Genomic DNA, 20706 nt, shown 5'->3' on the forward strand with positions numbered 1-20706 from the left:
CTCCGCTGCTGGCCCTCCGCTGCTAGCGTGGGCGGGCGCCGGAGGGCGCGCGACACGAGGGGGATCGCATGGGGAACGCAGCGCGCGGCGCAGTCGTGGTGGCAGGGGCGGTGGCGACGGTGGTCGCTCTGTCGGGGTGCAGTGTGCTCGGGGCGGGGACACGGACGGCCGAGGCGCCGGCTCCGAGCGCGAGCGCGACGACGGCGGCGACGCCCGGCACGGCGTCGTGTGACCTGGCCTCCGGGACCGGTTCGGTGTCGATCGAGGAGACCGCGGACGCCTACCGCGTCGAGTGGTCCGGCGTGCCGACGGACGACGACGGGGCGCGGCAGGAGTACCAGGTGCAGCTCGGCACCGCGTCGCAGGACGACCACATCACGATGTACATCGAGTTCGACAGCATCACCGGGGCGACCACCTACGGATGGTTCGACCCGGACACCCTCGACGTCGATCCGGTGCCCGGTGACCCGGACACGTCGGCCGGCACCGTGGTCGGTGTCTTCCCGAAGCAGCGGGACATCGACGCTTCGTACTGGTCGCCGTCGTGGTCGAAGACCACCACCGAGGACTCGGACACGACGTACTGCACCCAGGACGGCCAGGTCCTCGACTGGACGCCGCTCGACTGACGTGTCTTGTCCGCGTCCCGTTCTGGGGGCGTCGCTGACAGCGGCTCAGGTGCAGGATCGATGCGTGCTGCAGTCACTGGTGTACATGAGTTCCGCCACCGAGCCCTTCGACGAGGGCGACCTCGAGGCGGTGCTCGACCACGCCCGGACACGGAACACCGCCGACGGGCTGACCGGCATGCTCGTGCACCGCGGCGGACGCTTCATGCAGCTGCTCGAGGGGCCGTACGACGCGGTGATGGCGACGTACGCGCGCATCGTCGCGGACGAGCGGCACGACGACGTCCGGCTGCTCGTCGAGGAGTCCATCCACACGCGACGGTTCCCGGAGTGGTCGATGGCGTACGACCGCGAGACCGACGGTGTCGAGGTGCCCGAGGGCTTCAGCACCTTCCTCGATCGTGGAGACGACAGCGCCGACCAGAGCCGCCCCCGCGAGCTGCTGCGGTGGTTCCGCAACCACCCGATGGCGGACCCGACGGCGGCGAAGGGCAAGCACCGGCGCGACGCCTGACGCCCTGCCGCCGTCGCGCTCGGAGACCCGGATCGATCGGGTCATACTGGTTCGGTGACGACACTGCGAGGCATGATCCGCTCGACCGAGACGCGCGAGGCCGAGGGCTACGCGGACTCCGTCGTGGCGGCCAAGGAGGCAGCCGTCGCCGCACTCGACCTGGACGGGTTCGCGCTGCTGCAGACGAACGCGGTCGAGAGCAAGGCGACGGGGGAGACCACGATCAAGGCGACCGCGCGGTCGACCGCGACGCGGGAGCACGAGGCCTCCGGACCGAACTACGTGGCGGCGCTGGCGGCGTACCGGAACACCGTGCCGGAGGGGTGGCAGGCACAGCACGTGTGGGTGGTGGCGGAGTAGCACGTCCGGCGTCGTTGTTCGGTCCTGCTCGTCCTGCTCGTCCTGCTCCTCCTGCTCGTTCTTGCTCGTTCGTCAGCCGGTGGGCGCGCCCGTCGCGGGTTCGTCGACGCTGTAGACCGTCGGCTCCGGGACGGGCACGGACGCGTGCTGCCAGAGCCAGAAGCCGCCACCGCCCACGGTGAGCCGGTAGGGGCCGGGGGCCCGGTCGTACCGCCGTGCAACGGCGTCGCGGTTGTCGGCGAAGATGCCCCGGGAGAGGGTGAGGTGCCCGCAGTCCGTCGTCTCGAGCGACACGGCCGGGTGCGAAGACCCCACACCCTTCAACGAGCGGTTGGACACCGTGACGGCTCGCGCCGACGTGATCGTGCAGGTCACCTGCTCCTGGTGCGCGTCGTCGTAGGCGATCATGACGGGCAGCCCCGGGAACATCGACAGCGTCGTGAGGAAGAAGGCCACGGAGAACAGCGTGAAGAGCGCGTTGCGCACCCGTCTGGGCTCCCGGTCGACGGTGAGCTTGCCGAAGAAGGTCGTGAACGCCGTCCACGGTTCGGTGGCGTTCTGTTCGAGCCATCGGACGAGGACGTCGTGGTGGCGGCGGAACCGGTCCGTGGAGAAGCCTCGACCACGCGCGGTCCTGCCGCGGATCGTGGTGTTGCCCGGTCCCGAGGCGCTGAACCCGACGAGTTCGCCGGGCGAGATCGTCACGGTCCGCCGCATGTGCGGTACCACCTCGAGCCGATCGGGGAACACGCGGATGCGGTTCCGGATGCTCCCGATGCTCAGGTACAGGCCGAGGACGCCGGCGACGAGCACCAGGCCGCTCGTCCACAGCTGGGTGAACCAGGCACCCCCGAACACCAGGCGGGTCGAGGCCAGCCAGACCCCGAGCGCGAGGACGCCCGCGCACAGTGCCGTCCACGCGATCGGTGCGATGACGCCGCCGCGGACCGTGACCGGGCGCGCCCCGGCGACGGCCTGTGCCGTTTCCCCCACCACGGGTCGACCCTATTCGTTCAGGAGCAAGCACGACGCGGCTGCTCAGGACGGGTGCGCCGCAGCGGCGACGTCCTGCCGACGTGACAACACGGCCGAGGAGCGCCCAAGATGACCGTCGTGAGCACATCCGAGACGATCGACCAGCCGTTCGCGAACGAGTTCGTGGCGGCTGTCCGTGCCCGCTTCCACGACAGCGGACTCCTGCGTGACGGCATGGAGTGGGCCGCCGGTGGCGTGCAGCCGCCGGACGCGGCGGTCATCCTCTACCGGGACCGGCCCGGCGGACCTTCACTCGGTCGGCGCTAGCTCCTGCGGGACTACTCGGCGCTCTTCGGCGGTGCGACGGCACAGTGGCTGGCGACGGAGGCGTGGGTGTCCGACACCACGGCCCCGTCGGGGGACGGCGAGCGGAAGGACGTCGACTGGGCGGATGGACTCGTTCCCGATCAGGCCGAGGTCCGCTGGCTCGACCAGGACCGGCGGTGCGCGTGCCCTCCTGACGGGAGGACGCGCACCGTCGCCCTCGGGGCGAGGAGCCTCAGCGCTGCTCTGTGGCCAGCTTGCTGTGCTTCCGCGAGTACCCGAAGTACACCCCGAGCCCGATCGCGAACCAGATCGCGAACCGCACCCAGGTCTCCCACTGCAGGAACGTCACGAGCCACAGTGAGGCGACGACCCCGATGATCGGCACGACGGGCATGAACGGGAGCCGGAACTGCCGGTCGAGGTCGGGCTGCCGGTAGCGCAGCACGATCACTGCCGAGCAGACGACGACGAACGCGAGCAGGATCCCGATGTTCGTCAGCTCCGCGACGACGCCGATCGGCAGCAGCCCCGCGAGCACCGCCGACGCGATGCCGAGGATCCACGTCACCCGCGTGGGCACGTGCCGCTTCGGGTCGGTCTTCGCGAACCACTTCGGCATGAGCCCGTCGCGGCTCATCGAGAACCAGACGCGCGAGGCACCGAGCATGAAGGTGACCAGCACGGTCACGATGCCGACGATGGCCCCGATCGCGATGACGTTGGCGACCCCGCCGAGCCCGACCGATGCGAACGCCGACGAGAACCCCGAGGCGGGGTCGATGTCGGTGTACTTCTGCATGCCGGTGAGCACGAGCGTCGCCAGGACGTAGAGCACCATCGCGATGCCGAGCGACAGCAGGATCGCCTTCGGCATGTGCTTCCGCGCGTCGGTGGACTCCTCGGCGGCGGTGGACATCGCGTCGTAGCCGAACACGGCGAAGAACACCGTGGCGGCGCCGGTCATCACGCCGCCGAAGCCGAACGGGAAGTACGGCGAGTAGTTCGCGCTGTTGATGTGGAAGACCCCGAGCACGACGATGAGCACGACGAGGGCGACCTTGATCGCGACGGCCACGAGCTCGAAGCGCGCCGCGCTCCGGATACCCCGGGTCAGCACGAAGGCGGTGAGCAGGCAGAGGACGATCGCGAACACGTCCACGACGTGGCCGTCACCGGTCCCGGGCGCGCCGAGCATCCACGCGGGCAGCTCGATGCCGAACTGGCCGACCAGGAACCCGACGTAGCCCGAGATGCCGATCGCGACGACGGCGACGATCGCGGTGTACTCGAGCAGCAGGTCCCAGCCGATGAACCACCCGACGACCTCGCCGAGCACGGCGTACCCGTACGTGTAGGCGCTGCCGGCCTTCGGGATCATCCCGGCGAACTCGGCGTACGACAGCGCGGCGGCGGCACTGGCGACACCGGCGATCAGGAAGCTGATGAGGACGGCGGGGCCGGCGACGCCGTTCGCGACGGTGCCGGCGAGGGTGAAGATGCCCGCGCCGATGATGCCGCCGATGCCGATGGCCGTGAGCTGCCAGAGCCCGAGGTGCCGTTTCAGGCCGCCCTCGCCCTCGGGGTCGTCGTCGATCGTGTCGATGGGCTTCCGCCGGAAGATCCCCTGTGTCGTCGTCGTCACGCGCCCACTCTGCTCCTTCTGCGGCGGCGGTGGTAGACCCGGCTGCATGCATCGTGCTGCTCGTGCCGAACCCGGTCCCGGCAAGGAGTCCGTCTGGGACTACCCGCGTCCTCCCGCCGTCGAGGCGGTCCCCGACCGCGTCGTCGTGCGGCTCGGCGGAACGATCGTGGTCGACACGACCGACGCCGTCCGGGTGCTCGAGACCTCGCACCCGCCGGTGTACTACGTCCCGATGGCGGGGCTCGAGCTGCGTCCGGCGCAGGGGTCGAGCATGTGCGAGTTCAAGGGGCGTGCGCGCTACTTCGACGTGGTCGGCGGGGACGGCGTCGTCGCGCCCCGGGCGGCGTGGAACTACCCGACGCCGGAGCCCGGGTACGAGGACCTCCGCGACCGGGTGGCGATCTACCCGTCGGCGATGGACTCCTGCGAGGTCGGCGGCGAGGTCGTGCAGGCGCAGGAGGGCGACTTCTACGGCGGGTGGATCACCTCGCGGGTGGTCGGACCCTTCAAGGGCGGGCCGGGCACGCTCGGCTGGTGACCGCCCGCCCGGTGGCGGCGACGGGGCGGAGGTCCGCCGCGCCTCCAGGCCGTCGACCGGTGGTGGATGACCGCGGTCAGCGGCGCGCGTAGGGCGACCAGAACGGCGGCGGGAAGCCTCCGTCGGTCGCGAAGGTGAGCAGCTGCCAGGCCGTCATCACCAGGCCGAGGCCACCGAGCACCATCCCGATCCACGCCCAGACGCGCACGGCGCGACGTCGACCGGCGATCCGGACCGCGCGGACGCCGCAGAGCACGCAGACGATGCCGAACACGGCCTCGAGGAGCACGTGCCGCGCCATGTCGGCGGCGGGCACGATGATGCCCATCCAGAGCGAGAGGGGAGCGAGCAGCACGGCGACGGTCGCGAGGACGGCGGGCGGTTCGTGGTCGCGAGCGACGGCTGCCATGGGTCCGAACGTACCGACCCGTGGCCCGGTGCGCTCGCCTCCGGGGACGGCCGGTCCGCGCATCACCGCGCGACGCGCCGGACGGACACTGCGCGAGCGAGCACGATGAGGGCATGCGTTCCTTCGTCCGTGTCCTCCTCGGTGCTGCGCTCGTCTTCGCGGGCACCAGCCACCTCACCTTCGCCCGTCGTGACTTCCGCGCCCAGGTGCCGGACTTCGTGCCGCTCGACACGGACACGACCGTGCTGGCCTCCGGTGTGGCGGAGATCGGACTCGGCAGCGCGCTGCTCTTCACGCCGCGCAGCCGCCGGAAGACCGTCGGCACGGTCGCGGCCCTGTTCTTCACGGTGATCTTCCCGGGCAACCTGTCGCAGTGGGTGAACCGCCGCGACGCGTTCGGCCTCGACTCCGACGAGAAGCGCGTCGCCCGTCTGTTCGGGCAGCCGCTGCTCATCTGGGCTGCGCTCTGGTCGACCCGCGGGTCCGGTACGGGGCGCTGATGGCTGCCCCGGCGGCGTCGCAGGACCCGGACGTGTCGTCCGGGTCCGTCGGCGTGGCCGGGTCGGACGGGGCGGTCGCGTCGCGTGTCGGGGTCGGGTCGGGCGCGGTGGTCGCGGTCGGCCGGGAGGCACGGCTCGCTGCGCGCACGCACCGTCGCGTCGCGGACGTGGTCGCCACGGTGCTGCTGCTCGTCCTGCTGGCCGTCGAGTCGATGGCCGTCGGTGGCGGCATCGTCTTCCTGTCGATGGCCTTCCACTCGTGTGCGGCGCCGGGGAACACCTGCGACGCCGGGCTCGGCGGCGGGGTGGTGACCGTCGGTCCGGTGCTCGTCGTGCTGGTGCTCGTCGGGACGGTCGTCGGCTGCGTCCTGCGGCTCGTCCGGCGACGGCTCGCGTGGCCCCTGGTGCTGGTCGGCATCGCCGCGCAGGTCGTCGTGTTCTTCGCTGCCCTGCTGCTCGTCGACTCCGCCGTGCAGCACGGGTTCTGACGCTCGTCCTGCCGGGCTCCTGCCGGGGATCTGCCGGGCTGCTGCCGGTCTTCCTGCACAGGGTTTGGTCTCGGCATCGTCGTCCACAGATCGTCGGTCGACGCTGCTGCCCGCCGGGCTCGGGCCGCAGGCTCGGAGCATGTCAGGAACCGAAGTGCTCGACCAGCTGTTCACCACGTCCGCACGGACCGACGCCGACGTCGTCGCCCTCGTCTCCGGGGTCGTCGGGCCCCCGATCCGGCGGCAGTGCTGGGTGCTCTTCCTCGACGAACGGGCGCTACCGATCCCGTTCCTGCTGCCCGTGTCGGACCTGCCGCTGCAGCCGGACGAGCACGTCGAGGACTTCGCCACGCTGGTCGCGGAGGTCTGCGTCGACAACGCTGCGTCCGAGGTCGTGCTCGCGTGGGAACGGCCGGGTGAGACGCAGCTGTTCCCGGTCGACTGGGAGTGGATCGACGCCTGCGCGTGCGCCTTCGCCGAGCGGGCGGTGCGGCTGCGGGGGCAGGTCGTCGTGAACGCCACGGGGGCGTCGATGGTCGAGCTCCACGACGCCGAGGAGCTCGGGCCGGTGCTGCGGTGACCTCAGCCCTGGGGAGCGGTGTCCGGCACCGACTGCCCCGTGAGACCCTCGACGACGGCCTTCGCCTCCGGCCAGAACTTCGCGTAGTGGTCCGGGTCCGCGTTGATCTGCACCGCGTGCGCCATCTGGGTCGGGGTCATCGTCTTCCACCCCGGCGTCTTCACGAGCTTCGCGTAGAACATCGTCGCCGCCGTGTACGGGTCCATCCGCTGCTCGTACGTGCCCCACGCGCCGTTGTCGCGCTGCTGGAAGAGCCCGCGGCTGTCCGGTCCTGCGGCGTCCCCGTGGTCGAGGTTCACCAGGCTCGACTCGCCGATCGCGGTCATCACACCGACGGCCTGGGTGTGCGGGCCGATGCCGAGCGCCTGAGCGGCCTCGATCACGTACGCGGCGTTCACCAGGCGGTCCTGGCAGAAGCCGGCGACCGGGCCTGCGGGCACCACGATGCCGCCGATCGTGCGCGAGGCGACGTCGGGACAGGCGGGCGCCGCGGTCACGGTCTTCGCTGCGCCGGTCAGCGAGTGCACCGCGATGACGACGACGACCACCACGCCGATGACGGCCGCGACCACGCCTGCCCCGAACACCGAGGCGATGGTGATGCCGGCGCGGCGCATGTCGGGGTCCTTCCGGGCGGGCGGTCCGTCGCGAGTACCGGACGGTCGGGTGCAGGGCACGACGAGCGTACGGGCGTCGGCTGGGAACCGCAGCCGCCCGATCGGGGGTGTCGGCGGCCCCGTGCTCCCGGTCGGTCTTGTCGGCGGCGCCCGTCTCCGGTCAGTCGCGTCGGCGGCCGGATCGGAACGCAGCCGACAGCGAGAGCAGGACGATCGTCCCGATCGAGATCGCGAAGATGACCTCGGACGCCTCCATCAGCCGTCCCGGCGGTGGCCGTCCGCGTCGCCGTGTCCGCCGTCGCCGTCCTCGTGGTGCCGGTGGCCGGTGCCCGGTCGGACCACCGCGGTCGGCTCGGTGACGAGTCCGGTGGGCGCCTTCTCGGTCTGCTTCCGGCCGTGCGTGAACCACGTGAGGAGCCAGAGCAGGACGCCGAGCCCCAGCAGTGCGCCGGCGATCTGGTACTGCTGCGGGTCGCGACCGGACGAGAACGGGAGCACGAGCCACAGGCAGGTGACCACGCCGATGACGGGGATCACGACACCGGCCCGGAAGTGCTTGTGCCCGACGCGGTCGCGACGGAGCACCAGCACCGAGAGGTTCACGACCGTGAAGACCGAGAGCAGGAGCAACGAGGTCGTGCCGCCGAGGACCACGACGATGGGGGAGTCCGGGTCGAGCGAGACCCAGCCGATGAGCAGCAGCGAGATGACGGTGGTGAAGACGATCGCGGTCGACGGCGTGCGACGCGCCGGCGACACTCGCGAGAGGAAGCCTGGCAGCACGCCCTGCTTGCTCATGCCGTACAGCAGCCGGGACGCCATCATCATGTTGATCAGCGCGGTGTTGGCGACCGCGAACATCGAGATGAACGGCAGCAGGTCGGCGATGGGGAAGTCCGGCGCCGCGGTCTGCACGACCGTCACGAGCGGCGTCTCGTTGCCGGCGAGCTCGCCGATCGGCACGACCGCGACGGCGCAGATCGACACGAGCACGTAGATGACCGCCGTGATGCCGAGGCCGGTGAGCATCACCTTCGGGAAGATCCGCGACGGGTCCTTGGTCTCCTCGGCCATGTTCACCGAGTCCTCGAAACCGACCATCGCGAAGAAGGCCAGCGAGGTCGCGGTCGACACCGACAGCAGCAGCGTCTTGTCCTCGGGGGTGTCGAACATCACCACGCGCGAGAAGTCCGCGTTGCCACCGGCGATCGCCCAGAAGCCGATGAGGATCACCATCACCAGACCGGACAGCTCGACCAGGGTGAGCACCACGTTCGTCTTGACGCTCTCACTGACCCCGCGGAAGTTGACCGCCATCACCGCGAGCATGAACCCCATCGCGATGAGCATCACGACGCCGTTCGGCAGCTCGAGGCCGAAGCCGGCGCCGAGGTTCGCCGCGAACGCCCGCGAAGCCGTGCTCGCCGACGTGATGCCCGAGCACATCACGATGAACGTGACGATGAAGGTGACGAAGTGGATGCCGAACGCCTTGTGCACGTAGAGCGCAGCGCCCGCCGTCTGGGGGTACTTCGTCACGAGCTCGAGGTACGAGAACGCCGTGAGCAGGGCGACCGCGAAGGCGATGAGGAAGGGGAGCCATGCGGCACCGCCGACCTCGGCGGCGACCTGGCCGGTGAGCGCGTAGACGCCCGTCCCCAGGATGTCGCCGACGATGAAGAGCAGCAGCAGCTTGGGACCGATGACGCGCTTGAGCGTGGGCTGCTCCTGCTGCGTCGCGTCCGACTTGGTGGTGGTCATACGTCAGCCTTTCCCGAGGGATGGCACTCTGTCTACTCTCACAGGAAGATCGACGCCGGCTGCAACACGCCCGTGATCCGATCGCGCGGTCGCTCACGGGCTCCGGTGGCTACGCTCCGGGGCATGCACGACGATTCCGACACCACCGAAGAGCCCGTCGAGTTCGCCGACTTCAACGCCAAGCTGCTCGTGCTCGACGTCCTCTGCTACGACCTCGACGTGCTGGAGCCCTACGACGGCGCCGAGGACGAGGACGCCGGTGAGGACCTCGACGTCGAGGGACAGGACGACCGCGCTCGCGAGTACTACGACGACCTCGACCTGCTGCCGTCGCACCTGGCGCTGGTGACCGAGCTCACCGTCGACTCCGACCTCGAGGTCCTCCAGGACGTCCACCCCGGGTGGGACGGGTCCGACGACCGCTACGACCCGCAGAACTGGGACGACGTGCTCGACCTCCCCGCGCTGACGACCGTGTACGCCGCCGCGCCGCTGCCCGCGCACGTGACCGAGCGCCTGGCAGCCAAGGGCGTCGAGGTCCGCTCCGCCTGAGCCCGCGACGCTCGGGCGCCGAGGCATCGCAGCCGCACAGTGCGCGCGGGCCCGCGCGACACCGGGGTTGTCGTCCGACAGCGGCATCGTCGTTCCGCCCGCACACTGAGCGTTCGCGGGCTCGTGCGACATCGCGGTTGTCGTGCGACAGCGTCATCGTCGTTCCGCCCGCACACTGAGCGTTCGCGGGCTCGTGCGACATCGCGGTTGTCGTGCGACAGCGTCATCGTCGTTCCGCCCGCACACTGAGCGTTCGCGGGCTCGTGCGACATCGCGGTTGTCGTGCGACAGCGTCATCGTCGTTCCGCCCGCGAGCCCGCCCGCACACTGAGCGTTCGCGGGCTCGTGCGACATCGCGGTTGTCGTACGACAGCGGGTCCGTCGTTTCGCTCCCACGGTGCTCGGCTGTGTGGGCTGGTGCGACATCGCGGGTGTCGTCCGACAGCGGATTCGTCGTTCCGCCCGCCCGGGGCCGCGCTACCCCTGCAGCGCCCGCACCTGCTCCGTGAACTGCGCCGCGCCGCCCTGCGCCGGGTGCCGCACCGCCACGGCGTCGATGCCCGCCAGCGCGAGCGCCCCCTGCGCCTTCCGCCCGACCGCGACGACCCGCACGTCCCGGCGGCGACCAGCAGGCTCGGCGGCACGAGCGTCCCGCAGCGCCTCGAGCAGCGCGAGTGCGACCGGAGCACCGTCGCGGACCTCGGCCGGACGCGGGGTCCGGTTCGTCTGCCGGTCGCTCGCGACGAAGGGGTGGTGCGGGAAGATCGCCCAGGCGAGGGGGAGCGGACCCGACCAGTCCTGCAACGCCGCGTGCACGACCCGGGACGACGCCTCCCACGGCGCGGTCGGCTCCGGCGGCACGAGGACGTCGAAGCCGAGCGTGCCGAGCTCCCGCATGCTCGTGAAGGGGATGCCCGTGTTGGTCATGCCGCGCCAGCCGGGGGCCTCGGCGACGAGCACGGTGTCGGCCGCTGCCCCGACGTGGGACAGGTAGGCCGACAGGTTCGTACGTCGTAGTCGCCCCTCGGCCGAGTCGGTCGAGTAGAGCGCTTCGGCGTCCTCGGCCACCGGCACGGCGTCGAGCGCGGCCCAGAACCCCGACAGGTCGAGCCCGCCAGCCGATCCCGACAGGTCGAGCCCGCCGGCCGACCCCGACGGGTCGAGCCCGCCAGCCGACGCCGGCCGGTCGATCCCCGCGCCTCCGGCCGTCACGAGCGTCCGAGCACCCGCCGGTACACGTCCTCGAGTCCGGCCGCCGAGCGCTCCCAGCTCAGGCGTTCGGCGTGCTCCCGACCCGCCGCGGCGAGCCCGGCCGCGTACGTCCGATCGGTCAGGATCCGTTCGATCTCCGCAGCCCAGTCGCCCGGGTCCCGGGACTCGAGCACGACCCCGGTCTCCCCGTCGACCACGGCCTCCCGCAGCCCACCGGCAGCCGCCGCGACGACGGGTACCCCGGAGGCGGAGCCCTCGAGCGCCACGAGTCCGTAGGTCTCCGAGTGCGACGGTACGAGCACGGCCGCTGCGCCACGGAACAGGAACGCCAGGTCGGCACGCGACTGCGGACCGACGAAGGTCACGCGGTCGGCGATGCCGTGCGCGGCGGCGAGCCGACGCAGTTCGTCCACGTAGTCGCCTGCCTCGCTCGAGGCGTCGCCCGCGATGACGAGGGTGGGGCGGACCTCCTGGCCGATGCCCGCGACCGCCTCGATCGCCAGGTCGAGCCCCTTCAGCGGCTGCACGCGTGCCGCCGCGACGACGTACGGTGTCTCCGCGCGGCGCGCGCCGGCGCCGGCGGGGCGGAAGACGGACCCGTCGACGCCCGGCGGGACGATCCACGTGCGCGACTCGTCGCCGCCGAGACGCGTGCGGACGGTCGACGCCTCGGCGGAGGACACGACGACGACGGCGTCGGAGTCGCGCGCCAGCATCCGCTCACCCGCGGGACGGCCAGCGGACTCGGGACGCTCGCCCTCGGACAGGGGAGTGTCCGACTCGGCCGCGATGGAGTGGAAGGACTGCACGTGCGGGATGCCCCGCTCGCGGGCGACGGGCAGGGCGGCGACGCCGGAGAACCAGTGGTGCGAGTGCAGCACGTCGTAGGGGCCGAGTTCCTCGAGGCCCGCCCGGAACGGCTCGATGAACGCGTCGTGCTCGCCCTTCGGCACCGGCTCCGCTGGCCCGGCGGACAGGAACCGCAGGCACACGCCCGGCACGAGCGAGACGCTGTCCGGCTGCGTGGGCGCCGACCGCCGCGTGATGATCTCCACCTGGTGGCCGCGGTCGGCCAGGGCCTCGGCCTGGTGTCGGACCACGACGTTCATGCCGCCGACCTCGCCGGAGCCGGGCTCGTCGCCGGGGGAGGTGTGCAGCGACACCAGCCCGATGCGCAGGGGTTCGCTCGTGGTGCTCACGGCGTCGAGCCTAGCCGCGCGGCCGCCGCTGCGACCCACGCGCGGGTGCCACCACGACGGGCTTGCGGCCCGCCTCGTCCGGTGGGTCGGACGGGAGGCCCGGGTCACCTCCCAGCACCTGCACCCGTTCGTCGCCGTGCCGCTCCCAGAACGCGGCGGTCCAGGCGCACAGGGCTCCGTCGAGCAGGTCCTCCCGGTGCTTGTGCGTCGGCCCGTGCAGCACCGACGGGTCGGCGAGCCCGGCCGTCAGGGGATGGGAGTCCAGCAGCAGCGGCGGGTCGAGCGGGGTCGTGCGCAGCCGGTGCACCAGGTCGTCGAACGCCTCCGCGCGCCGCTGTCGGGCGACGGCGGCCGGGAGCTTCAGGTCGAGGCGCTTGTAGCGCGGACGCTCGTCGTCGTAGCCGAGCTCCTCGACCCCCACGAGGGTCGTGTACGGGTAGCACTCGAACGCCGCCGGCTCGGTGCGCTCCCGCATCGCCGCGGTGTCGCTGACGTAGCCGATCCCGAGGTCCGTCAGCCGGTCGAGCAGCCGTGCCCCGGCGCTCGCCGCCGAGGCGAGGTTCGTCGGGTTCGCCGCGACCTTCCACCGGCCGTAGCGTTGCCCGACCTGCCGCTCGGCCTCGCGGATGCCGCTCGGGTTCGTCACCACGAGCGAGGCGTCGACAGCGACCAGGGTCCGTCGCCCGAGGTGCGCCGCGATCCAGTCCGTCACGGCGTCGACCCCGCGGGCCCACCCGGCGTCCGTGATCGTGCCGTCGTCGGCCATCGCGACGAGACCGGTCTCGTTCGCGGGCTTCCGGTCGCTGCCGAGGCCCCACGCCAGGTCCACCCCGAGGTACGCCGTCACCGGTCCATCGTGCCCGGCGTCGCTCGGTCGACGCTCCACGCCCGTCCCCGTGCCGCTCGCCGGCCCTCCGCAGCCGCCCCTCCGCAGCCGGTCCCTCCACGGCCGTCCCCGAACGGGCAGGACATGCCGCGCGTGGCGCGCCGAGCGGGCGGAACTCGTCGGCCGACGGCGGTGCGCGTGACAGATCTGGCCCGCTCGGCGGAGAGAGCTCAGCGGGGAGAGCTCGGCGGGGAGGGCGGGGCGGGGCCGGGGCGGGGCCGGGGGCGTCCGGAGCGCCGGCCGTGTACGGTCCGCTGCATGGCGAGCGAGGCGACGACGCTGACGGTCCCGGGTCCGGACGGCGACCGGGAGGTGCGGATCAGCAGCCCGTCCCGCGTGCTCTTCCCCGAGGTCGGGATCACGAAGCTCGACCTCGCCGAGTACCTGGTCGCCGTCGGGGAGCCCTTCGTCCGGGCCAACGGGGACCGGCCGATCTCGCTGCAGCGGTTCGGGTCGGGCATCGACGGGGACTCGTTCTTCTCGAAGAACCCGCCGAAGGGTGCTCCCGAGTACGTGCGCGACGTCGTCGTCACCTACCCGAGCGGCCGGTCACACCCGCAGCTCGTGGTCGACGAGCCGGCGGTCGCGGTGTGGGCAGCGCAGATGAACACCGTCGTGTTCCACCCGTGGGCGAGCCGCGCCGAGGACTCCGACCACCCCGACCAGCTGCGCATCGACCTCGACCCGCAGCCGGGCACCGACTTCCACGACACCGTGCCGGTCGCGCACGAGCTCCGGAAGGTGCTCGACGAGGTCGGGCTCACGGCGTGGATCAAGACCAGCGGCAACCGCGGCCTGCACGTGTTCGCACCGATCCGGCCCGAGCACGACTTCCTCGACGTCCGTCACGCGGTGATCGCGGCGGCGCGGGAGCTCGAGCGGCGGATGCCCGACCGTGTGACGACGGCGTGGTGGAAGGAGGAACGCGGGCAGCGCGTCTTCGTCGACTTCAACCAGGCGAACCGCGACCGCACGATGGCCGGCGCCTACAGCCCGCGAGCCCTGGCACACGCGAGCGTCTCGACGCCGATCACCTGGGACGAGGTCGACAGTGTGGACCCGACGACCCTGACGGTGATCACCGTCCCGGAACGGCTGCGGACCCTCGGCGATCCGTGGGAGTCGATGCACGCGGAGCCGGGCGACATCGCTCCGTTGCTCGGGTGGTGGGAACGGGACCTGGCGTCCGGGCTCGGCGAGCTGCCGTTCCCGCCCGACTTCCCGAAGATGCCGGGGGAGCCGCCGCGCGTGCAGCCGTCCCGGGCCAAGAAGGCCTGAAGCGCGGAACGGACCGTGCGAGACGGACCGGCCCTGACCGGGCCGGCTCAGGCCGCGGCGACGTCCTCGGCGCGGTGCTCGGGCTTCGCGACCCGGCTGGTGTGCATCGGCAGCGTGACGCTCGCCGTGTGCAGTCGCGTCAGGCGGGACCAGGTGCCTCGGTTGGCGTCGCTGATGCCGTCGATGATCATGTCCCGCTCCCGTCTCCACCGCGCCCCCGGATCCCCGTCCGGAAGTCACTAGTTAGCCTAACTACTGCGAGCATATTGACGCGCGGCGGCCGGTGCAAGCGCTAGGACAACACGTCGCGCAGGTCGTACGCAGATGGGACATCGAGCTGCTCGAACCCGCACGACCGGGCGTCGCGGTCGGGCCGCCACCGCTCGAACTGCACCGTGTGCCGGAACCGGTCGCCCTCCATCTGGTCGTACCGCACCTCGAGCACGCGTTCCGGCGCGAGCCGGACGAACGAGGTGTCGCGACCCGACGAGAACCGCGACCGTTCCCCGTCACCGGTGACGGGCCTCCCGTCCGCATCGCGAAGCACGACGGGCTCGAGCTCCTCCACCAGCTGCTGCCGCCGGCGGTCGGTGAAGGCGGAGACGCCGCCGACCTGGCGGAGGTCACCGTCCGCGTCGTACAGCCCGACGAGCAGCGAGCCGACGCCGCTGCCGCTCTTGTGCACGCGGTACCCGATCGCGACGACGTCGGCGGTCCGGTGGTGCTTCACCTTGAGCATGGTGCGCTTGTTCGGCTCGTACGCCTTCGCCCGGGGCTTGGCCACGACGCCGTCCAGGCCGGCGCCCTCGAACGTGGTCAGCCACTCGCGGGCGAGGTCGACGTCGAGCGTGGTGCGGGTGACGAACAGCGGGTCGGTCATGCCGTCGGCGAGTGCCTCCAGCCGCTCGCGCCGCTCGTCGAACGGCAGGTCCAGCAGCTCCGTCCCGTCGACGGCGAGCAGGTCGAACGCGACGAACTGCGCGGGGGTCTCGACGCTCAGCGTGCGGATGCGCGACTCCGCCGGGTGGATCCGCTGGGAGAGGGCCTCCCAGTCCAGGTGCTCACTCCCCGGCTCGCCGCTCCGCAGGACCACCTCGCCGTCGAGCACGACGGGGTGGTCGCGTCCGCCGAACTGCGCGCGGAAGGCCTCCACCAGCTCCGGGAAGTACCGGGTGAGCGGCTTCGCCCCGCGGCTGCCGATGGTGACGTCGTCGCCGTCGACCGTCACGATCCCCCGGAAGCCGTCCCACTTCGGCTCGTACCGCAGCCCGCCGCGGACGCTGTCGGGGTCGGGCACGGTGGCGACGGCCTTGGCGAGCATCGGTGCGATCTCCATGTGGCCTGTCTACTCGCGGTCGCTCCGGCGGACGGGAGGCTCGGCTCGGCTTGGTCCGTCCGTCGCGACGCGCACGGGTCCCGACCGGGAGGCGCGGCCCACCCCGGCGCGCTGGCGTCGTCACTAGGGTGGTCGCGTGACGACCGTGCCCCCGCCGGCAGCGCCGGCACCGGAACCGATCAGCCCCGTGCAGGCCGCCGCGCTCCGCGACGGCGTCCTGCCGCCCGTCGAGCAGGTGCGCCCCGGCGTCTGGACCCTCGCGGTGCCGTTCCGCGGGGGCGTGCCGGACGCGACCCTGTCCTACGTGGTGGAGGGGACCGACGGGACCCTCGCCGTGATCGACCCCGGCTGGGCGGAGGACGACGAGCTCGCAGTGCTCCGCGCCGGTCTCGCAGCGATCGGGCGCTCGGTCGACCAGGTCGGACTCGTCGTCGTGACGCACCTGCACGCCGACCACCTCGGTGCTGCCGCCGCGCTCCGGCGTGCGAGCGGGGCCCGGATCGCGATGCACCGGCTCGAGGTCGAGGCCCTGCGGCGGGAGCGCGAGGACGCCGCCGCGAACGACGCCGACATCGCCGGGTGGGGGCTGCCCGCGGAGCTGGTCGCCGGCGTGGTCGCCGCGTGGGGGAGCGGACGACGGATCGGCCTCGGTCGCGCCGTCGAGCCCTTCGCGGACCTGCTCGTGGCGGACGGCGACGTGCTGCCGATCCCCGGTCGCGAGGTCCGGGCGCTGTGGACACCGGGGCACACCGCCGGGCACCTGTGCCTCGTCGACGAGGGCGACGGGCTGCTCTTCACCGGCGACCACGTGCTGCCGCGCATCAACTCCGGGATCGGACTCGGCGGCCGGACGACCACGAACCCGCTCGGCGACCTCCTGTCCTCCCTCGCACGGCTCGACGGGTACGGCGACCTCGAGGTCTGTCCGGGGCACGAGTACCGCTTCCGCGACGTCGTCACGCGTGCCCGGACGCTCGCCCGGCACCGAGCGGAGCGTTCGCACCACGTCGCCGCGGCGCTCGACACCCTGACGTCCCCGACCCTGTTCGAGGTCGCCTCGCGCGTGCCGTTCAGCGGGGGGATCGACTCGATGACGGGGTTCCTGCTCGCGAGCGCGCTGACGCAGACGGCCTTCCACGCGGACCTGCTCGGCCGGGCGGACGAGATCCGGCGAGACTGAGATCGGTCCGGCTGACGCCGGTCCGGCTGCCTCCGGTCCGGCTGCCTCCGGTCCGGCTCAGACGACCGTCGCGGCGAGTCGTTCGAGCGTGGTCCGGGCGTCGGCGAACTCGGCCGACGCGTGCTCGGCGAGCGGTGCGAGGTCCGGGATCCGGTCCGCGAGGGTGGCGCTGACGGTCACCGGGTACAGCTTCATGCCGAGCGCCGTCCCGAGGATCAGGTGCAGCACGGGCGAGCCGTGGTCCCAGGTCTCGGTCGGGGAGCCGGCGTCGTAGGTGGCGCCGCGGCTGACGACCGTCACGACCGGCCGACCGGCGAGCGGCTGGACGTCCCCGGCGAGGACCCCGGGCACGTGGACCCGGTCGATCCAGGCCTTGAGGGTCGACGGCACCGTGTAGTTGTACAGCGGCGCCCCGACGACGACGGCGTCCGCGGCGAGGAGCTCGTCGATGACCTCCTGGCGGAGTGCCTCGGCCTCGGGCGCGACGGACTCCTCGGCGGTGCGGTCGGACGCTGCCCAGTGCAGTGCCGAGGTCTCGAGGTGCGGGAGCTGGTCGACGTGCAGGTCCCGGCGCACCACCGTGTACTCCGGGCCGCGGGCGCGCCAGGCGTCCGCGAACGCGGCGGTCAGGGCGCGCGAACGCGAGTGGGCGAGGTCGGCGGAGGAGTCGATGTGCAGCAGCGTGGGCATGCGGCCCACGCTACCGACGCGTGCCCCGGTGGGACGGGCAGCCGACGGCCCGTGTCCCCGTGGACGTGGAGCGGCCCCGTCGTGTCCGCGAGGGACACGGCGGGGCCGCGGGAGGAGCCTCCCGGCCGGGCCACGGTGTGACCGACCGGCCGGAGGCGTCGTGTCAGTGCTGCGCTCGGCGGCGACGCAACATCCCCGCGCCCAGCAGTCCGGCACCCGCGACGAGCAGGCCGAGCGTCCACGCGACGGGTGCTGACACGTCGGTGCCGGTGTACGCGAGGCGACCGGGCGTCGGACGCGTGATCGGTGCTGCGGCGGCGGGCGTGGTCGGGGTGAGGGCCGGCGCGGCGGTCGGGACGACCTCGACGGCGAACGACGTGCCCTGCATCGACGGTGCCGACACCGTCAGGGTGTGCACCGAGGCATGCGGGAAGGTGACGGAGGCACCGCCACCGTCCTCGTCGTCCAGGCGCTCGATGACGTCGGTCGCGACGTCGGACGTGACCGTCTCGACGACGATCGGGTCGCCGTCCTCGTCGAAGTTCTCGACGTAGTTGCCGAACCGGTCGACCGGCTGTCCGGAGACGAAGAGCGTGCCGTTCTGCTGCACCGTCGGACGGCCGCCGTCCTGGATGTCGATCGCCGACCAGAGATCGTCCTCGTCGAGGTCGATCGTGATCGTCGTGACGTCGCCCCGGGGGCTGATGACCCACAGGACGGGCCGCTGGGTCTCGAGGGTCGCTGCGTCGCCCGTGGTGACCAGGAAACCGGCGGGCTTGCCCGGGGCCACCGTCAGTTCGACGTACTGCGTCGTGGAGACCGTGCCGCTCGTCGCGGTGACGGCGAAGTCGTAGGAGAACGCGAGGTCGGTGGAGCCGCTCAGGACACCGGTCGCCGGGTCGAAGGTGAAGCCCTCCGGCAGCTGGACCTCGGGCCCGGACTCTTCGTCGTCGCCCTCGTCCGCCTGCCAGCCGGAACCGACCGCTCCGAAGGCGTTCCGCTGCGCGTTCGCTGTCGCGTGTTCCTGCGCTCGCTGCTGTCCCTCCGTCGAGACGACGGTGTCGTCGCCGTCCTCGTCGTCCCAGTACCAGTCGAGCCGGTAGCTCGGCGCCGGGAAGCCGTCGGCGTGGAAGGTGTACGAGAACCGCTCGCCGGCAGTGGCGTCAAGGTACTGGGGGTCGTCGACGTCCGCGCCCTCGACGATCGGCTCGCCGGACTCGTCGACGAACACCGGGGCCTGCGTGATCGTCTCGGAGGTCGCGCTCGTCGTGCGGGCGGCCGAACCGTCGGTCGGCGTGCCCGTCACGGTCACGGTGACCCGCTTGCCCGCGAGCGCCTCGTCCAGGGTGAGCGAGTCGACCTTCGCGAGCGTCGCGGCACCGGGCTCGCCGTCGATCGTCCAGACGAACCGGAAGCTGCCGTCCTCGTCGAACCCGGTCGGCTTCGCCTCGAGGGTGTTGCCGGTCCGGGCGTCGCCGACGATGGTGACGGCGGGGGCGTCCTGCTGCGCCTCGGTCGGGGCGTCGGTGGGTGTCGTGCCGACCGTCGGGGAGCCGGACGCCGGGGCCGTGCTGCCGGTGCTGCCCGGCGTGGCGCCGGTGCCGGTGCCGGTGCCGGTGCCGGTGCCGTCGGTGTCGGGCATCGCGCCCGAGGTGTCGGTGCCGGTCTCGGTGCTGCCGTCGGGCGCGGTGCCCGCAGCGGTGTCGTCGCCCGAGCCGGTCGTCGCGTCGGTCCCGGCGGTGGCCTGGCCGCCGTCCGGGTCCTGCGTGCCGGTGCCCTGGCTGCTCGAGGCGGCCTGGTCCCCGCTCGTCGCTACCTGCGAGCTCGACACCTGGTCCGCCGGGGCGGCGGAGGCGGCGGTCGCGGTCATGATGCCGAGGCCGGTCGTGAGACCGACGAGGGCGATGGTCGTGCCGACGGCACAGGCGCGTCGGACGGTGGAGGTGCTGCGGCGCACGTCTTCCCCCTGGTTCGTGTCCGGTCGGGTGCCGGACCTGAGGATCGGCCGAGCATCCTCGACCTGCTCGGATCGTAGGGTGCGCAGGTCTCCGAACGCGCCGTCGATGTGCAGTTGTGACCTGAGTTGGGGGAGTTGCGGGTTCCCGCCAGGCTCCGCAGGTCAGCGGTGCACGGACGCCGCCGCGCGTTCGAGGGCGTCGCGGAGCGCACGGACAGCCGGGGAGGACGACCCTGCGGCGCGGACCACGGTGAAGATCGTCCGTCGCGGACGATCGGGCAGGTCGACGAGCCGGCACGTGGTGGTCCGACCCGTCCACATCAGGTCGGGCATGAGGCTGACGGCGTTCCCGGACTCGACCAGGCGGATCTGGGTCTGCAGGTCGGCGGTCTCGTACCGCACGTCGGGCTCGAAGCCCCACCGGCGGCAGACCTGCTCGGCGAAGTGCCGCGACGCCGTTCCGCGGGGCTCCATCACCCACGGCATCGCCTCGGCGTCCTCGATGGACGACACCGGCGCCAGGGCCGTGTCGACCGGCGGCAGCGCGAGGCGCACCTCGTCCGTCGTCAGGTCCGACCGGTGCAGCCCGGACAGGTGCGGCGCGGTGTGTGCCGGGTACTGCTCGGCGATCACCATGTCGAACTCGCGGGCCCACGTCTCGTGCAGTGCCGTCTCGGGCTCGCGCTGGACCATCTCGATGCGCACGTCCGGGTGCGCGACGGCCATCTCGTGCAGCGCGTTCGGCATGAGGGCGAGGGCGGCCGACTGGAACACCGCCACGCGGACCCGTCCCTGCACCGTGGGGAGCGACGACTCCACCTGCGCCTGCGCCTGGTCGAGCACGTCGAGCACGCGCCCGGCGGCCTGCACGAGCACCTCGGCCTGCGGGGTGAGCTGCAGGCGACGGCCGACCTTGCGGAGCAGGGGCACGCCGGCCTCACGCTCGAGCACGGCGAGCTGTTGCGACACCGCGGACGGCGTGAAGTTGAGGGCCTCCGCGACGGCTGCCACGGTGCCCCGGATCGAGAGCTCCCGGAGGAGGACGAGACGACGGACATCGAGCATGCAGAAAC

General features: G+C 72.3%; 24 protein-coding genes. 11 read left to right on the forward strand and 13 right to left on the reverse strand.

Annotated features, from left to right (window positions below; genetic code table 11):
• The first annotated feature begins 68 nt into the window (after window positions 1-68).
• From NI26_RS05915 to NI26_RS05925, 3 genes are all read left to right on the forward strand, one after another.
• Window positions 69-632, forward strand: coding sequence for a hypothetical protein (locus NI26_RS05915; protein WP_066653580.1), 564 nt, complete (start codon window positions 69-71; stop codon window positions 630-632).
• Between the two features lie 64 nt (window positions 633-696).
• A complete protein-coding gene (locus tag NI26_RS05920; RefSeq protein ID WP_235426535.1) occupies window positions 697-1146 on the forward strand; it encodes a BLUF domain-containing protein in 450 nt (149 codons plus the stop codon).
• A 72-nt stretch (window positions 1147-1218) separates the two neighbouring features.
• On the forward strand, window positions 1219-1506 hold the full coding sequence (locus NI26_RS05925) for a hypothetical protein (RefSeq protein ID WP_066653582.1): 288 nt from the start codon (window positions 1219-1221) through the stop codon (window positions 1504-1506).
• Window positions 1507-1578: 72 nt separating this feature from the next.
• On the opposite strand, the gene NI26_RS05930 is transcribed toward NI26_RS05925, so the two are convergent.
• The gene (locus NI26_RS05930) at window positions 1579-2502 is read right to left on the reverse strand and encodes a hypothetical protein (protein WP_144411275.1); all 924 of its coding nucleotides are present in this window, start codon (window positions 2500-2502) and stop codon (window positions 1579-1581) included.
• A gap of 117 nt (window positions 2503-2619) precedes the next feature.
• On the opposite strand from NI26_RS05930, the gene NI26_RS05935 reads away from it, so the two are divergent.
• Window positions 2620-2808, forward strand: coding sequence for a hypothetical protein (locus tag NI26_RS05935; RefSeq protein WP_144411276.1), 189 nt, complete (start codon window positions 2620-2622; stop codon window positions 2806-2808).
• A 232-nt stretch (window positions 2809-3040) separates the two neighbouring features.
• Here the strand turns inward: NI26_RS05935 and NI26_RS05940 are convergent, their stop codons facing one another.
• Window positions 3041-4450 carry an amino acid permease gene (locus tag NI26_RS05940; protein WP_066653590.1) on the reverse strand — a complete coding sequence of 470 codons (1410 nt, stop codon included), beginning with the start codon at window positions 4448-4450 and terminating at the stop codon, window positions 3041-3043.
• A gap of 46 nt (window positions 4451-4496) precedes the next feature.
• Here NI26_RS05940 and NI26_RS05945 point away from each other — a divergent pair, with 46 nt between their 5' ends.
• Complete coding sequence (locus NI26_RS05945) at window positions 4497-4988, forward strand: DUF427 domain-containing protein (RefSeq protein WP_066653592.1); 492 nt, start codon at window positions 4497-4499, stop codon at window positions 4986-4988.
• A 76-nt stretch (window positions 4989-5064) separates the two neighbouring features.
• Here the strand turns inward: NI26_RS05945 and NI26_RS05950 are convergent, their stop codons facing one another.
• Window positions 5065-5397 carry a hypothetical protein gene (locus NI26_RS05950; protein ID WP_066653595.1) on the reverse strand — a complete coding sequence of 111 codons (333 nt, stop codon included), beginning with the start codon at window positions 5395-5397 and terminating at the stop codon, window positions 5065-5067.
• Between the two features lie 113 nt (window positions 5398-5510).
• Here NI26_RS05950 and NI26_RS05955 point away from each other — a divergent pair, with 113 nt between their 5' ends.
• The 3 genes from NI26_RS05955 to NI26_RS05965 all read left to right on the forward strand — a co-directional run bounded on the left by NI26_RS05955 (window position 5511) and on the right by NI26_RS05965 (window position 6965).
• Window positions 5511-5897 carry a DoxX family protein gene (locus NI26_RS05955; protein WP_066653598.1) on the forward strand — a complete coding sequence of 129 codons (387 nt, stop codon included), beginning with the start codon at window positions 5511-5513 and terminating at the stop codon, window positions 5895-5897.
• Entirely contained in the window at window positions 5897-6385 is a 489-nt protein-coding gene (locus NI26_RS05960; RefSeq protein WP_066653607.1) for a hypothetical protein, read from the forward strand. Before NI26_RS05955 ends, NI26_RS05960 begins: the two co-directional genes overlap by 1 nt.
• A gap of 139 nt (window positions 6386-6524) precedes the next feature.
• Entirely contained in the window at window positions 6525-6965 is a 441-nt protein-coding gene (locus NI26_RS05965; RefSeq protein ID WP_144411277.1) for a hypothetical protein, read from the forward strand.
• A gap of 2 nt (window positions 6966-6967) precedes the next feature.
• On the opposite strand, the gene NI26_RS05970 is transcribed toward NI26_RS05965, so the two are convergent.
• Together NI26_RS05970 and NI26_RS05975 are read right to left on the reverse strand one after the other, a co-directional pair.
• Window positions 6968-7582 carry a hypothetical protein gene (locus NI26_RS05970; RefSeq protein WP_066653611.1) on the reverse strand — a complete coding sequence of 205 codons (615 nt, stop codon included), beginning with the start codon at window positions 7580-7582 and terminating at the stop codon, window positions 6968-6970.
• Window positions 7583-7837: 255 nt separating this feature from the next.
• Window positions 7838-9343, reverse strand: a complete 1506-nt coding sequence (locus tag NI26_RS05975; protein WP_235426538.1) for an APC family permease — start codon at window positions 9341-9343, stop codon at window positions 7838-7840.
• A 123-nt stretch (window positions 9344-9466) separates the two neighbouring features.
• Between NI26_RS05975 and NI26_RS05980 the strand changes: the two genes are divergently transcribed.
• Window positions 9467-9895 (forward strand): DUF6892 domain-containing protein, encoded by a 429-nt coding sequence (locus tag NI26_RS05980; RefSeq protein ID WP_066653613.1) that lies wholly within the window; start codon window positions 9467-9469, stop codon window positions 9893-9895.
• A 477-nt stretch (window positions 9896-10372) separates the two neighbouring features.
• Here NI26_RS05980 and NI26_RS05985 read toward each other — a convergent pair whose 3' ends face one another.
• From NI26_RS05985 to NI26_RS05995, 3 genes are read right to left on the reverse strand one after another with little or no spacing between them, the layout of a single operon-like run.
• Window positions 10373-11107: a hypothetical protein gene (locus NI26_RS05985; protein WP_235426539.1), complete on the reverse strand. Its 735-nt coding sequence runs from the start codon at window positions 11105-11107 to the stop codon at window positions 10373-10375.
• Window positions 11104-12306, reverse strand: a complete 1203-nt coding sequence (locus NI26_RS05990; RefSeq protein WP_066658004.1) for a glycosyltransferase — start codon at window positions 12304-12306, stop codon at window positions 11104-11106. The genes NI26_RS05985 and NI26_RS05990 overlap by 4 nt, the downstream gene beginning before the upstream one ends.
• Window positions 12307-12316: 10 nt before the next feature.
• Entirely contained in the window at window positions 12317-13153 is an 837-nt protein-coding gene (locus NI26_RS05995; RefSeq protein ID WP_081984775.1) for a DUF429 domain-containing protein, read from the reverse strand.
• A gap of 297 nt (window positions 13154-13450) precedes the next feature.
• On the opposite strand from NI26_RS05995, the gene ligD reads away from it, so the two are divergent.
• Window positions 13451-14470 carry a non-homologous end-joining DNA ligase gene (ligD, locus tag NI26_RS06000; RefSeq protein WP_200884137.1) on the forward strand — a complete coding sequence of 340 codons (1020 nt, stop codon included), beginning with the start codon at window positions 13451-13453 and terminating at the stop codon, window positions 14468-14470.
• A 47-nt stretch (window positions 14471-14517) separates the two neighbouring features.
• Here the strand turns inward: ligD and NI26_RS16820 are convergent, their stop codons facing one another.
• Window positions 14518-14661 (reverse strand): hypothetical protein, encoded by a 144-nt coding sequence (locus NI26_RS16820; RefSeq protein ID WP_153257421.1) that lies wholly within the window; start codon window positions 14659-14661, stop codon window positions 14518-14520.
• Window positions 14662-14762: 101 nt separating this feature from the next.
• Window positions 14763-15806, reverse strand: a complete 1044-nt coding sequence (locus NI26_RS06005) for an ATP-dependent DNA ligase (protein WP_066653615.1) — start codon at window positions 15804-15806, stop codon at window positions 14763-14765.
• Between the two features lie 136 nt (window positions 15807-15942).
• Between NI26_RS06005 and NI26_RS06010 the strand changes: the two genes are divergently transcribed.
• On the forward strand, window positions 15943-16986 hold the full coding sequence (locus tag NI26_RS06010) for an MBL fold metallo-hydrolase (RefSeq protein ID WP_066653618.1): 1044 nt from the start codon (window positions 15943-15945) through the stop codon (window positions 16984-16986).
• Window positions 16987-17043: 57 nt separating this feature from the next.
• Here NI26_RS06010 and NI26_RS06015 read toward each other — a convergent pair whose 3' ends face one another.
• The 3 genes from NI26_RS06015 to NI26_RS06025 all read right to left on the reverse strand — a co-directional run bounded on the left by NI26_RS06015 (window position 17044) and on the right by NI26_RS06025 (window position 20698).
• A complete protein-coding gene (locus NI26_RS06015; RefSeq protein WP_066653625.1) occupies window positions 17044-17676 on the reverse strand; it encodes an FMN-dependent NADH-azoreductase in 633 nt (210 codons plus the stop codon).
• Between the two features lie 163 nt (window positions 17677-17839).
• Window positions 17840-19633 (reverse strand): hypothetical protein, encoded by a 1794-nt coding sequence (locus tag NI26_RS06020; protein WP_066653628.1) that lies wholly within the window; start codon window positions 19631-19633, stop codon window positions 17840-17842.
• Window positions 19634-19795: 162 nt separating this feature from the next.
• Window positions 19796-20698 (reverse strand): LysR family transcriptional regulator, encoded by a 903-nt coding sequence (locus NI26_RS06025; protein ID WP_066653630.1) that lies wholly within the window; start codon window positions 20696-20698, stop codon window positions 19796-19798.
• Window positions 20699-20706 lie beyond the last annotated feature (8 nt).

This window comes from Curtobacterium sp. MR_MD2014, from assembly GCF_000772085.1.
Taxonomy (GTDB): Bacteria; Actinomycetota; Actinomycetes; order Actinomycetales; family Microbacteriaceae; genus Curtobacterium.

Bases quoted from the DNA above. Each gene is read 5' to 3' on its own strand.
- NI26_RS06015 (WP_066653625.1), bottom strand. From the start codon at position 17,676: ATGCCCACGCTGCTGCACATCGACTCCTCCGCCGACCTCGCCCACTCG.
- NI26_RS05955 (WP_066653598.1), top strand. From the start codon at position 5,511: ATGCGTTCCTTCGTCCGTGTCCTCCTCGGTGCTGCGCTCGTCTTCGCG.
- NI26_RS05945 (WP_066653592.1), top strand. From the start codon at position 4,497: ATGCATCGTGCTGCTCGTGCCGAACCCGGTCCCGGCAAGGAGTCCGTC.
- NI26_RS05915 (WP_066653580.1), top strand. From the start codon at position 69: ATGGGGAACGCAGCGCGCGGCGCAGTCGTGGTGGCAGGGGCGGTGGCG.
- NI26_RS06025 (WP_066653630.1), bottom strand. From the start codon at position 20,698: ATGCTCGATGTCCGTCGTCTCGTCCTCCTCCGGGAGCTCTCGATCCGG.
- NI26_RS16820 (WP_153257421.1), bottom strand. From the start codon at position 14,661: ATGATCATCGACGGCATCAGCGACGCCAACCGAGGCACCTGGTCCCGC.
- NI26_RS05950 (WP_066653595.1), bottom strand. From the start codon at position 5,397: ATGGCAGCCGTCGCTCGCGACCACGAACCGCCCGCCGTCCTCGCGACC.
- NI26_RS06005 (WP_066653615.1), bottom strand. From the start codon at position 15,806: ATGGAGATCGCACCGATGCTCGCCAAGGCCGTCGCCACCGTGCCCGAC.
- NI26_RS05980 (WP_066653613.1), top strand. From the start codon at position 9,467: ATGCACGACGATTCCGACACCACCGAAGAGCCCGTCGAGTTCGCCGAC.
- NI26_RS05975 (WP_235426538.1), bottom strand. From the start codon at position 9,343: ATGACCACCACCAAGTCGGACGCGACGCAGCAGGAGCAGCCCACGCTC.
- NI26_RS05960 (WP_066653607.1), top strand. From the start codon at position 5,897: ATGGCTGCCCCGGCGGCGTCGCAGGACCCGGACGTGTCGTCCGGGTCC.
- NI26_RS05925 (WP_066653582.1), top strand. From the start codon at position 1,219: ATGATCCGCTCGACCGAGACGCGCGAGGCCGAGGGCTACGCGGACTCC.
- ligD (WP_200884137.1), top strand. From the start codon at position 13,451: ATGGCGAGCGAGGCGACGACGCTGACGGTCCCGGGTCCGGACGGCGAC.
- NI26_RS05965 (WP_144411277.1), top strand. From the start codon at position 6,525: ATGTCAGGAACCGAAGTGCTCGACCAGCTGTTCACCACGTCCGCACGG.
- NI26_RS05970 (WP_066653611.1), bottom strand. From the start codon at position 7,582: ATGCGCCGCGCCGGCATCACCATCGCCTCGGTGTTCGGGGCAGGCGTG.